Here is a 13092-nt window from a genome sequence, read left to right on the forward strand (position 1 = left end):
GAGAGTGTCGAACATTTTAAAGTAGAATTACAAAAATATATTAATTACTATAATACGAAACGGATCAAGGCAAAATTAAAAATGAGTCCGGTACAATACCGAACTCATTTTACACACGCTGCCTAATGAAATAACCGTGTCTAACTTTTAGGGGTCACTTCAGTTTTTTGTTGAATTTTACATGAAATTATATATCATTTAATGCCGTTCCGATTTCATCAAATTCAGGCAATCTCTCGTCAGAAATCGAGTTTTCCAGGCTCTGCTGGTCAGGTTTTAAAATTTCATTTTGATCTTCTTTCTTTTGATTCACCAATATAACCATCTCCTTTTCCGAAATTTTACCCATCTATTTTTTCCAAAAAAAGATCATCTTATCCTAAGTTTATAAAAAGTGGATAAACAATATTCATCATGCGGATAGCAGTTAATTGTAAAAATCATACGGAATCAAAGGTGAAAATGCCATTTTTTTTGTATAAAACAACCATAGTTATATAGGGTGAAAACCGATAAATTAAGAATATGGAAATTGAATCTTCTGAACATATGGAAAGTTCATGTGAAAAGAGAGGTGAGGTTGTGAGTTTTATTTCAAACAGAGTAAGCGAGATTCCACCCTATTTATTTGCAGAAATAAATAAGAAGAAGGCTGCAATGATGAAATCAGGAATCGATATCATTGATTTAGGTATTGGCGATCCTGACCTGCCGACTCCAAAGCATATCGTCGATAAGCTGGTGGAAGAGATTCAAGATCCATACCAATTAAAATATCCGAGTTTTATAGGCTGTGCTGAATTTAGAAATGCTGTTGCAGATTTCTATTTGCGGCAGTACGGGGTAAAGCTTGATCCGGAAACGGAAGTACTGGCACTAATTGGGTCAAAAGAAGGAATTGCCCATTTAATCCCCACACTGATAGACCCGGGGGATTATGTTTTAATTCCTGATCCAAGCTATCCTGTTTACCGGATGGCAACCTTACTTGCAAATGGACAGTATTTTAATATGCCGTTAACTGTTGAGAATAACTTTGAGCCAGATTTTACAGCTATACCAACAAATATATTGGTACAATCTCGGTTAATGCTGTTAAATTATCCTGGAAATCCGACGGCAGCTACGGTTGATATTCCATTTTTCGAAAAAGCGATTGCGTTTGCACAAAAACATCATATCCCAATTGCCCATGATTCAGCCTATAATATGGTCACTTTTGATGGGTATAAAGCGCCAAGCATCCTTCAGGCTGAAGGGGCAAAAGAAATTGCGGTTGAATTTGGATCCCTTTCTAAAACCTATAATATGACAGGATTCCGAATTGGTTATGTGGTTGGGAACAAAGAAATGATAAAAGCCTTGTCCATTTTGAAAAGTAATACGGATACAGGACAGTTTACCCCGATCCAAAAGGCAGCAGCCTTTGCCTTAAACAGTGATCAAAGCTGTGTGGCCAGGCATAATCAAATCTATAAAGAACGAATGCTGGCAATGGTGGAAGGGCTTAAATCGATTGGGGTTGATGTCGAGCCTCCGAAGGGAAGCTTTTTCATCTGGGCTCTTGTTCCAAAGGGATATACCTCGACAGAATTTGTCACAAGTGTGTTAGAACAAACGGGTGTCATCCTTACACCAGGTAACGCGTTTGGCCCTTCAGGTGAAGGTTATTTCCGGGTATCCTTATCAGTTCCTAGTGAAAGATTACATGAAGCTATTGCGAGAATAAAACAAAATATAAAAAAAACGGTAAGCTAATACTTTATTATTTGGAGGGAATACGATGAAACAAATCTTAAACTATATTAATGGTGAATGGTGTCCATCCTCTACAGGAAATTTTACTCCTGTTGTCAATCCGGCAAATGGTCAGGTTTTGGCTGAGGTAACGCAATCGTCGAAGGAAGATGTGGATCGTGCAGTTCAAGCCGCAAAAGCTGCCCAGAAGGAATGGCGCCTTGTTCCTGCTCCAGAAAGGGCGGATATTTTATACAAAGTTGCCTATCTTTTAAAAGAAAGAAAAGAAAAACTCGCTCAAATTCTTACAAGTGAAATGGGAAAGGTTATTGAGGAAGGACGCGGGGAAGTCCAAGAAGCAATCGATATGGCCTTTTATGTAGCAGGAGAAGGACGGAGACTTTTTGGTGATACCGTTCCATCCGAGCTTCGAAATAAATTTGCAATGAGCGTACGGGTTCCGATTGGGATTGCCGGCCTGATTACTCCTTGGAATTTCCCTATTGCAATTGCCTCCTGGAAGTCCCTTCCTGCTCTTGTGACAGGGAATGCAGTAGTCTGGAAACCGGCAACCGAAACACCGATGGTAGCGGAAGAATTCGTCAAAATATATGAAGATGCCGGCCTGCCTAAGGGACTGTTAAATCTAGTGAATGGTTCCGGTGGCGTTGTAGGGAATGCAATGGTAGAGCATCCGGATATCGATTTGATTTCCTTTACAGGTTCAAATGAGGTAGGAAAGGAAATTAACGGCCGTGCAGGTGCTTTATTAAAAAGAACCTCTTTGGAAATGGGCGGTAAAAATGCGATTACGGTGATGGAAGATGCGGATCTTGACTTGGCTGTGGAAGGAATTTTATGGGGAGCTTTTGGAACAGCAGGGCAAAGATGTACTGCTACAAGCCGTGTAATTGTTCATAAAGATGTGAAAGAAGAGCTAGAAAGAAAGCTGCTTGCAAGCATTCCTGAATTGAAAATGGGCGATGGATTGGATGAATCGGTTAAGGTGGGCCCTGTAATCAATCGCTCTTCTTTAGAACGGATTGATGAATATGTAAAAATTGGCCAGGAGGAAGGCGCAAAGCTTCTTATTGGCGGAAAAATTGTTACAGAAAACGGCTTAGATCAAGGAAATTTCTATGCCCCAACGATTTTCACAGATGTTACTCCAGAAATGAGAATCGCAAAGGAAGAAATTTTCGGCCCGGTGGTTTCTATTATTCCGGTTAATAGTTTAGAAGAAGCGATTGAGGTAAATAATAGCGTCGAGTTTGGGCTTTCCAGTTCCATTTATTCTGCTGATGTCAATCGTATTTTCCAAGCTATGCGAGATTTGGATACGGGCCTTGTTTATATTAATGCTGGTACTACTGGTGCGGAGATCCATCTGCCATTTGGAGGAACAAAAGGTACAGGAAATGGACATAGAGATTCTGGTGTAGCTTCACTTGATGTTTATACCGAATGGAAATCGATTTATGTGGACTATAGCGGTAAATTGCAGCGGGCGCAGATTGATAATAACTAAAATTTTCCATTAAAAAGTTTTGAATATGAGTAGATTAACCTGTTATTTCGTCAGCGGAATACAGGTTAATTTTTCATAATCAATTAATGATTTTTAGAAATTTTTCATAGTCATCATAAAATCAATTATTATAAAGGGGAAAGTTATGAAAAAAACAATGACTGCAGCTGCTGCAATAGTAGAGTGCTTAGTACGTGAAGGTGTGACAAATGTATTTTGTGTGCCGGGTGAGAGTTATTTGCCTGTAATGGATAGTATCTATGAATCTAAAAAAATTCGTCTCATTTCCACAAGACATGAGGGCGGGGCTGCCTTTATGGCAGAAGGATATGGAAAAGCAACAAGAAAACCAGGAATTGCTATGGCCACCCGCGGTGTGGGCGGCGCTAATCTTGCAATCGGTATTCATACAGCTTACCAAGATTCCACCCCAATGATTGTCTTTCTAGGACAGGTACATAGCAAGTTTCGCGGGCGCGAAGGGTTCCAGGAGGTAGATTTGGATCAATTTTTCGGACATATTGCCAAATGGACAGTAGAATTAAAAGATGCTGAACGAGTGCCTGAGATCATGCAGCGTGCCTTTCGTGTTGCTCAAAGCGGCCGCCCTGGTCCGGTTGTGATCTCACTTCCAGAGGATGTATTAGTTGAAGAAGCCGAAATGTACTTTGGTCCAGTGGCGAATTTACCGGCACCAAGACCGGGAATCAATGAAATCAATCAGGTAGAGGAAATATTAAAAGGTGCTAAGCATCCATTAATTCTGGCAGGTGGCGGAGTAATTGCTTCAAATGGGGAATATGAGCTTCTTCAAGTAGCAGAAAAGTTTGAGATTCCTGTAATGGCTGCATTTCGACGTCAAGATGTATTTCCGAATAACCATCCATTATATGTAGGACATTCTGGGCTAGGAGCAAGATCTTCCATACTCGATACGATTAGGCAGGCAGATGTGATTTTGGCAGTTGGTACTCGATTATCAGAAGTTACGACACAAGATTATAGTATTTTTAATCATCATCCAAAGCTTATTCATATCGATATCGATTATGATACAATCGGAAAAGTCTTTAGTCCAGATGTAGGTATTCTTGCGGATGCTAAGGAAGCACTTAACTCCTTAATAGAAATGAATATTAGTGGTGAATGGAGCGAATGGAGTAGGGAAAGAAGAAGTGTATACGAAAAAAGCAACGATCAAATACCGAAAGAGGACGAAAATTGGATCAGTAATCGAAATGTGATTCGTGTGCTGCAGGAGAAACTGCCGAAAGATGCCATTATTACGAATGATGCCGGAAACTTTGCCAGCTGGCTGCATGATCTGTATTCTTTCGATAATCCTAAAAGCTATATAGGTCCAACCTCAGGTGCAATGGGTTATGGTCTTCCAGCAGCTATTGGTGCAAAGGTTGCTCATCCGAATCGAACCGTTGTCTCATTATCAGGCGATGGTGGTTTCATGATGACAGTCCAAGAATTAGAAACGGCGGCTCGCTATGGTATCCCTGTGATTTCACTTGTTTTTAACAATAATTCCTATGGGACCATTCGTATGCATCAAGAAATGCACTATCCTGAACGAGTAATTGGCACGGATCTCAACAAGGTCAACTTTACCCAATTAACTGAGGCCTTAGGTGTTCAAGGGATTAAGGTACGAACAGACGAGGAATTCGAACAGGCTTTTGAAAAAGCACTTTTGTCTAATACTTCAATAGTGATTGAAATTATCTCAAATGTTGAACGAATATCGGTTAATGAAACCATTGAATCTATTCGTAAAAAAGCACTACAGCATAATTAGGATAAAAAAGGAGCATGAATAAAGGAATCATGCTCCTTTTGTTTGTTCAATTATAATATTATTCCTTAAACCGATCCAAAAGCGTGTTTTTCAATTTCTATGCACTTTCAAAATTTCCCATTCCTTCTAGTAAAAAAGACGAAAATTTATTCATCATTTAAACAATTTTTCGTGAAAAATTTACATACTATTCAGAATGCTTTTAACTTAAAATAAATCTATTATTACAATAAATAATACATATAAAGGGGGTTTAAAGCAATTGAGTAAGGGAGAAGTAAAGGTAATAAAACAGTGTAAGCGCTTCCTATTAATCAAGTCGAAATCATTTAAAAATAAGAAAAAGGTTATAGAAACTCTATAAAAAAATGGAGGGGTCACATTGAAAATTTCGAAAAAAATAGTGTTGACAGCTGGCAGCTTCCTGCTTGGATTATCACTTGTCGGCTGTGGAAAAACAAATGAAGCAGCGAGTGGAAGTAATGAAAATTCTAATGACATTAAGATCGGTGTGCCGGCACCATTGTCAGGACAAAGTGCCAAGATGGGCAGCGACATCGTAAATGCCGCAAAGCTGGCAGCTTCTCAACTTAATGAAAAAGGCGGCGTGAACGGTAAAAAAATAAAGATTGTACCAATTGATGATGCCTGTGATGCACAGGTTGCTACCCAAGCTGCAAATAAACTTGTCACTTCTAAAGTGGATGCAGTGGTTGGACATTACTGTTCCAGTGCGGCTTTACCAGCGGAAACAGTCTACAATGAAAATGGAATTCCTTTTATAACCCCATCCTCAAGTAACCCTCAATTAACAGAACAAGGATTTACCAACGTATTTAGAATGATTGGCCGTGATGATCAACAGGGTAAGTTCATGGCAGACTATCTTATTAATGTTCAACACAAGAAAAATATAGCGATTTTGCATGATAACACTACCTATACAAAAGGTTTGGCACAAGAAACGAAAGCCGGTGTTGAGAAACTTGGCGGAAAGGTTGCGTTCTTTGAAGCCGTTACACCAGGAGAGAAAGATTTCTCTGTTGTTATTAGTAAGCTAAAGCCATTAAAACCTGATGCCATCTATTGGACAGGCTTTTATGCAGAAGGCGGGTTGCTAATAAAACAAGCGAAAGATCTTGGGTTAAACGTATTATTTGCGGCAGGTGATGGTAATAATGATACCACTCTCATGAAAATTGCTGGCCCAGCATCAGAAGGCGTGATTGTCAGTACTGCACCTACCACGGAATTCTTGGATAATGCCGGCGCAGGGGACTTTGTTTCCAAGTACAAAGAAACCTATAGCGAGGATGCAGGACCTTTCTCTTCCTATACCTACGATGGCGTTAACATTATTGCAGAAGCGATTAAGGAAGCAAAAACTCAAGATAAAAAGAAAATTATCGATACTATTCACGGCATAAAAGATTTTCAAGGCGTAACCGGAACCATTAATTTCGATGAAAAAGGGGACCGAAAAGGCATCAGCTATATTACGATCGAGGTAAAAGATGGGAAATTTGAAGCCACACAAAAATAATAGATTAGGAGGTTCCTAAATTGGAAGAGTTTTTACAGCAAATAATCAACGGTCTCACGATCGGCAATTTTTATGCGTTACTTGCCCTGGGATACACGATGGTTTTCGGTATTATCCGGCTGATTAACTTTGCTCATGGCGATGTTTACATGGTAGGATCTTTTCTTGGCCTAAGTATTCTCGGGCTGTTTGGTTCGTTATCATCTTCCGGGGTAGGAACTTTTATACTTGCTATGATTGTTTCGATGATCGTCACTGGATTAATCGGTGTCTTAATCAATCGTGTAGCGTATGTGCCACTATTAAATGCACCGCGCCTCTCAATCATGATATCAGCCCTTGCTGTTTCATTATTGCTTCAAAATCTAGTCATGGTTTTTTACGGCCCTAGTTTTAAGGTTTACCCCCACCTCTCGGCTGGGGGGACCATTTTCGATGGCTCAGTAAAAGTTTCATATTCACAGGTTGGCATGCTTCTAATCAGTATTGTCTTTATGATTATATTACAGCTTTTTATCAAGAAGACCTTTTTAGGGAGAGCAATGCGTGCGGTTTCACTCGATCAAGATGCATCTCAGTTAATGGGAATTAACGTTCGCTTCGTTGTGGCAATCACTTTCTTTATCGGTTCTGCTTTGGCAAGTGCCGCTGGAGTAATGATGGGCGGCTACTATGGGCAAATAAGTTTCATGATGGGGTTCTTAATGGGAATTAAAGCCTTTACGGCCGCCGTACTGGGCGGAATTGGGAATATCCCTGGAGCTGTCCTTGGAGGCTTCCTGCTCGGAATTCTAGAAACACTTGGCGGAGGATATTTTTCTCCTGCCTGGAAGGATGTATTCGCATTTGCAATCCTAATATTGGTATTGGTATTTAAGCCGACTGGCCTTCTCGGAGAGCCACAAGCAGAAAAGTTGTAGGTGATGTTAGGTATGGGAAAAAAACTAATTACAATAACAAAGTCAATATCTCCTATCTTTCTAATTATGGTATTATGCTCAGTGCTCATTCCAATCGTCTATCCAGATCCATATATAATGGATGTCATGACAGGAATATTTATCTACGGAATGCTTGGAATTGGATTAAATATTGTGGTTGGATACTGTGGTCTTCTCGATTTGGGATATGCGGCATTTTATGCTGTTGGAGCATATGTAACAGCTATATTAATGGTGAATTTTCATGTATCATTCTGGATTTCGTTGATTTCAGCTGCGATTGTTTCAGGAATTTTAGGTCTTATTATTGGAGCTCCAACTTTAAGGCTTCGTAGTGACTATCTTGCAATCGTAACACTAGGTTTCGGTGAAATTATTCGGATTGCTGCAACAAATTTGGATTGGACTGGGGGGCCAAACGGAATCTATGCCATTCCTAAACCTTCGATTGGAACCTTCCAATTTGCCACAAAAACAGATCTTTATTACCTAGGTTTCTTGCTGTTAATACTTATTTTGATTGTGGCAAGCAAGCTAGGTAAATCAAGAGTTGGCAGGGCTTGGATGTTTATCAGAGAGGACGAGTCGGCAGCACAGGCGATTGGTGTAAACCTTGTACGGTATAAGCTGCTTGCTTATTTGCTTGGGGCCATGTGTGGAGGTGTCGCAGGGGCATTTTATGCTGTGAAGATGTCCGTAATTAACCCAGAAAGCTTTACCTTTATGCAGTCTGTCAATATTTTGATGGTGGTTATATTAGGAGGCCGGGGAAGAAATATCGGTGTTCTGCTTGGCGCCGTGATCCTCATAGCCCTTCCAGAGTTTCTTCGATCCTTTGACGAATGGCGTTTAGTTATATACGCTGCCGCACTTCTAGTACTCATGATCTATCGCCCACAAGGACTAATGGGGGTTAAATATAATAAATCAAAGAAAAAAGCAAAAGAAGAGGAAGGATTGCTTGATTTAGTAAATACACAGGAAAGGAAAGATTTCGTTTGAGTGTATTACTTTCGGCTCAAGGAATAGGAGTGAAATTCGGCGGCTTACATGCTGTTTCAAATTTAAATTTTGAAGTAAAGGAAGGGAAAATACTATCCTTAATTGGACCAAATGGTGCAGGGAAAAGTACAGTATTTAATTGTTTGACAGGGTTTGTAAATCTAAGCTCAGGTACTGTTTTATTTAAAGGAAAGCCTTATAAAGGGGTTTCTCCAGACAGAATCGTTCAAAAAGGAATAGCCCGAACCTTCCAGTCGATTCGATTATTTAAGACATTGACGGTAGAAGAGAATGTCATGTCCGGCCTTCATATACGAACAAAAAGTAATGTCCTCTCCACTCTTTTTAATCCGCGTAAAACTAAAAAAGAGGAGGAGTGGGTAAGAAAAGAAGTGAAACGTCTGCTTTCCTTTGTTGGTTTAGAGGGAAAAGAAGAGATTCGTGCATCTGACCTATCGTATGGGGAACAGCGGAAGTTGGAGATTGCAAGGGCACTTGCGACCAATCCGGCTATCCTTCTCTTAGATGAACCGGCAGCTGGAATGAACCACAGTGAGAAAAACGAACTAAAACAACTAATCTATTCAATACGGGATAGCGGTACGACGGTTGTCATCATCGAACATGATATGCAGCTCATCATGGACATTTCAGACTGGATTATTGTGCTTCATTATGGAGAACTGCTTGTTGAAGGACTTCCAGAAGATATTAAGAAGGATCCGCGTGTAATTGAATCATACTTAGGTGAAGAGGGATAGAAATGTCAACGGTACTTGAAATCCAAAATGTTTCAGTTTCCTATGGAAAGGTTCCTGCACTGAAAAATATATCGCTTCAGGTTAACGAAGGGGAAATTGTGGCCTTGCTTGGCGTCAACGGTGCAGGCAAATCCACGACGCTTCGAACAATTTCAGGACTCATCCGGCCTAAAAACGGAAGCATCCATTATTATGGTGAGCCCATCCATAAGAAAAATGCCCATGAGATTGTAAAAAAAGGATTGATCCATGTACCGGAAGGAAGACGCGTTTTTGCCACTATGACCGTAGAGGAAAACCTCCAGCTTGGATGCTATTGTGCAAGAGATAATTTTCATCAAGGTCTAAGAGAAGTGTATGAGTTATTTCCAAGATTATTTGAACGTAGAAAACAATTATCTGGAACCCTTTCAGGTGGTGAACAGCAAATGCTTGCAATGGGAAGAGCCATGATGGGTAGACCTAAGCTGCTGCTGCTGGATGAACCATCGATGGGACTTGCACCAATTATTGTGAACACCATTTTCGAAACGATTAAAAAAATAAGTGAAACTGGAACAACAATCCTCTTAGTAGAACAGAATGCTCGTGCTGCACTGCGTTTAACCAAAAGAGCATATTTGTTGGAATTAGGAGAAATAGTTCATGAAGATGAAACTGAAAATTTAATTAAAAACAAGGTCATTGAGAAAATTTACCTTGGAGGGTAAATAGATTCATGAGGAGCATTTTACTTATCTCTCTATATATTGCACAAAAAGGGAGTGTCCCAAAATTTTTCTTGGGACACTCCTTTTTATTTAGGCTGATGGTCAATGGTTAAGGAAGGCTGGTTCTGTCTGCATTTTTCAGTATTAATGAATGGGCGGGTGTTTTTTCCTGTCCGGAATTTTTTATCGCAAAATATAACAGAAGACAATGTTCGAAGTTTGTAATATCTAAACAGGTCAATTCACTGATTTTTTCTAGTTGATAAACTAATGAATTTCGATGGAGAAATAAGCTCCGAGCGGTTTCACTTATATTCATATTACATTGGCAATAGGTAGTAAATGTGAAAGATAAGGTAGGAAAATTAACATGTTGGAAAAAACAGTTCATTTTATCGGAAAGTCGTTCTGCTATGTAGGGAGGTAAATCAGTTCCAATCAGTTCAAGAATAATATTCCAATCATTATAATAGTAAACCTTTGGAGAAATGTTTGTTCTTTTACCGGCAATTAAAGTTTTAATCGATTCCTCATAGGATTCTTTTATTCCGTTAATTCCTTTTTTCATACTTCCAATCGAAATTCTTGCATCAAATTGATATTTCGATTGAATATATTCACTCATCCTGCTAATTTTCTGCTGCATTTGTTTAGCAAAACTTTCAGGGGTCTCAGCTGGATCAATTGCTTTTATTAAAATAAATTGATCCAATGTCAATGAGGAAAGAATATCCTCTTTATTGTCTATTAAATAGTACCGCAGTAAGTCCATTATATTATTCTGTAGAAATTGCCATGAAAACTTATCGGGATTTTTATTGGCTGTTCCGGTAAATTGTTCGGTAAGTAGATCCACTTCAATAATCAGGCAAACCCGATTAAACTCTAAACCCAGATTGTAACCGAGCATTTTCCCAAAACGGATAATTTGGTCCATTTCTTTAATATTATCTGAGTTCAGCAGGTAATGAATTAAATTATCAAGTGTTTTTGACTCAAGAATCCGCATTTCCTTTTTCAAGTATTCGTGGCACATTAACTCCACATGGCTTTTTACTAGCTGAGCATACTTTTTTACTTCTGTTGGATTTCCGACAATTCCTAGGACCCCTACGGACTCTTGGTCGATGATAATGGGGGTTGCCACACCTGGGAGAACATTTGTAAGATTCTTCACTTCATCATACTCGTAACAAATCGTTTCCTTCTTTCTTAATACATCGATAGATGCTTGATGAAAGCTTCCTAAACGGTTAGTGTCGCTGGAGCCAATTATATACCCCTTTTCATCAGTAATGCTAATTGGATATCCAATAATTCTAGATGTATTCTCCACGATGGTTTGGGATATATCTTCTAAAAAAACCATTGCGTACCATCCCTTCTAACTTAAAAATACTATCAATGATAAATTCTCTAAAAAGTTTGAAAATCCCTTGTTAAAATTGACTATTAAAGCAATTCTAAACATTGTTTTTATCGTAAAAAATTCACATAGAATACAAAGTGAAAAATAAGTAAATTAAAAATAGAAGGAAAACTCAGTGGGTGACCTCACATGGTAATTTATAAAGTGTAGAGTTCAGATGCTGATGTTTATTCAGCTGAAAATTAAAGGAAGGTGGGGGTTATGTGCCAAATCAGGCGGATATCATCATCATTGGCGGCGGAGTAATCGGCTCGAGTATTGCTTTTCATTTATTAAAAGATGGTTTTAGTGGAAAAGTTCTAGTTTTTGAGAAAGATGGGCTTTATGAATTTGCCTCTACTCCAAGAAGTGCAGGTGGTTTTAGACAGCTTTACACCACTATTGTGAATATGCAGCTTAGCAAATACAGTCTGCAAATCTATAAAGATTTTTCAAAGTCGATGGCAATTGACGGAGAAGAGATGGAAATCGATTTTAAACAGCGTGGCTACTTATTTTTAGCAACCGATGAAATGATGCCCAAATTCGAAAAACATTTAAAACTACAAAATGAAAATGGTATTCATTCACAGTTGCTTGATAAAAAAGAATTGTTGAAAATTATTCCAGAGCTAAATACGGAAGACTTAGCTGGTGGACTTTTCTGTTCAGAAAGTGGTTATTTGGATCCGTACTCGGTGATGCAAGGATATATTCGTAATGCCAAGAAATTAGGGGCGGAATATGTTTATGATGCAGTAGATGAACTTATTACCGAGCAAGATCACATTAAAGGGATAAGGCTTGCCGATGGACGTGAATTTTTTGCCCCCGTCGTGGTCAATTGCGCTGGTGCCTGGGCGTCCCTATTGAGCGAAAAAGCTGGTTTGCCGCTACCTGTTGTACCGCTTCCTAGACAAATCTTTCAGTTTGATATTGAAACACCTCTGCAAAACTATCTTCCGTTAACAATGGACCCAACGGGAGTATATTTCCGTCATGAAGGAGAAAAGTTTATATCCGGTTATGCCGAGGAAATTGAACCTGGAATTGATTTTAAATGGAGAAGATCGGCGTTTGTTGAAAACATATGGCCTGTGCTTGCCAATCGAATTAAAAACTTCGAGTATGCGAAAATCGAAAGAGGCTGGTCCGGACTTTATGATTTTAACACTGAAGATCATAATGCTATTTTAGGGGAATATCCGACAATGAAGGGGTACTTTGTTGCTTTTGGTTTTAGTGGACATGGGATGCAGCAGGCACCTGCTGTAGGAAAATGTCTTTCCGAACTTATTCGGACGGGTAACTATGAAACGTTGGATTTATCCCCATTAAGGGTGGAACGATTTGCTGAAAACCAATTAATTATTGAAGATGCGATTTATTAAATAGTAATCCATAGCTTCTGAAGGTGAAAGTTTTCCTTTTGGAGCTATGGTTTTTTATAAGGAGGAGATTGAATTTTGACGATAAAAAATCTAAATCGTTCGATTGAGTATAATTTATATGGGTTCGAAAACGAAGACCCAGATTTTCGCTCAAAAAAAAGTTAATATGTCACGGGTTATTCGTTTGGGCTTCTTTTATTAACCAAAAAATATCCAACTCACGGTCTGAATGACCGTTGAGGCAGAAAAATAAGAGGGGAGGTC

Annotated in this window: 12 protein-coding genes; 10 read left to right on the forward strand and 2 right to left on the reverse strand. The window is 39.1% G+C overall.

The window, feature by feature from the left end:
• A partial coding sequence (locus tag BIV60_RS25145; protein WP_141770553.1) for an IS3 family transposase occupies positions 1–126 on the forward strand: 126 nt, incomplete at its 5' end.
• Between the two features lie 61 nt (positions 127–187).
• Here BIV60_RS25145 and BIV60_RS30665 read toward each other — a convergent pair.
• A complete protein-coding gene (locus BIV60_RS30665) occupies positions 188–316 on the reverse strand; it encodes a hypothetical protein (protein ID WP_256218547.1) in 129 nt (42 codons plus the stop codon).
• Between the two features lie 266 nt (positions 317–582).
• Between BIV60_RS30665 and BIV60_RS25150 the strand changes: the two genes are divergently transcribed.
• The 8 genes from BIV60_RS25150 (at position 583) to BIV60_RS25185 (ending at position 10029) form a co-directional block, all read left to right on the forward strand.
• On the forward strand, positions 583–1758 hold the full coding sequence (locus BIV60_RS25150; RefSeq protein ID WP_071358451.1) for an LL-diaminopimelate aminotransferase: 1176 nt from the start codon (positions 583–585) through the stop codon (positions 1756–1758).
• Between the two features lie 25 nt (positions 1759–1783).
• Positions 1784–3265 carry an aldehyde dehydrogenase family protein gene (locus tag BIV60_RS25155; protein ID WP_071358443.1) on the forward strand — a complete coding sequence of 494 codons (1482 nt, stop codon included), beginning with the start codon at positions 1784–1786 and terminating at the stop codon, positions 3263–3265.
• A 145-nt stretch (positions 3266–3410) separates the two neighbouring features.
• Positions 3411–5072, forward strand: coding sequence for a thiamine pyrophosphate-dependent enzyme (locus BIV60_RS25160; RefSeq protein WP_071358444.1), 1662 nt, complete (start codon positions 3411–3413; stop codon positions 5070–5072).
• A gap of 382 nt (positions 5073–5454) precedes the next feature.
• A complete protein-coding gene (locus BIV60_RS25165; protein ID WP_083402455.1) occupies positions 5455–6615 on the forward strand; it encodes a branched-chain amino acid ABC transporter substrate-binding protein in 1161 nt (386 codons plus the stop codon).
• Positions 6616–6635: 20 nt separating this feature from the next.
• Entirely contained in the window at positions 6636–7535 is a 900-nt protein-coding gene (locus BIV60_RS25170) for a branched-chain amino acid ABC transporter permease (protein WP_071358445.1), read from the forward strand.
• Positions 7536–7547: 12 nt separating this feature from the next.
• A complete protein-coding gene (locus BIV60_RS25175) occupies positions 7548–8558 on the forward strand; it encodes a branched-chain amino acid ABC transporter permease (RefSeq protein ID WP_071358446.1) in 1011 nt (336 codons plus the stop codon).
• Entirely contained in the window at positions 8555–9319 is a 765-nt protein-coding gene (locus tag BIV60_RS25180; RefSeq protein WP_071358447.1) for an ABC transporter ATP-binding protein, read from the forward strand. Before BIV60_RS25175 ends, BIV60_RS25180 begins: the two co-directional genes overlap by 4 nt.
• Positions 9320–9321: 2 nt before the next feature.
• Positions 9322–10029: an ABC transporter ATP-binding protein gene (locus tag BIV60_RS25185; RefSeq protein WP_071358448.1), complete on the forward strand. Its 708-nt coding sequence runs from the start codon at positions 9322–9324 to the stop codon at positions 10027–10029.
• Positions 10030–10138: 109 nt separating this feature from the next.
• On the opposite strand, the gene BIV60_RS25190 is transcribed toward BIV60_RS25185, so the two are convergent.
• A complete protein-coding gene (locus tag BIV60_RS25190; protein ID WP_071358449.1) occupies positions 10139–11398 on the reverse strand; it encodes a CdaR family transcriptional regulator in 1260 nt (419 codons plus the stop codon).
• 263 nt (positions 11399–11661) lie between these two features.
• Between BIV60_RS25190 and BIV60_RS25195 the strand changes: the two genes are divergently transcribed.
• Complete coding sequence (locus BIV60_RS25195; RefSeq protein ID WP_071358450.1) at positions 11662–12828, forward strand: NAD(P)/FAD-dependent oxidoreductase; 1167 nt, start codon at positions 11662–11664, stop codon at positions 12826–12828.
• Positions 12829–13092 lie beyond the last annotated feature (264 nt).

Source organism: Bacillus sp. MUM 116 (assembly GCF_001866655.1).
Classification (GTDB): domain Bacteria; phylum Bacillota; class Bacilli; order Bacillales; family Cytobacillaceae; genus Neobacillus.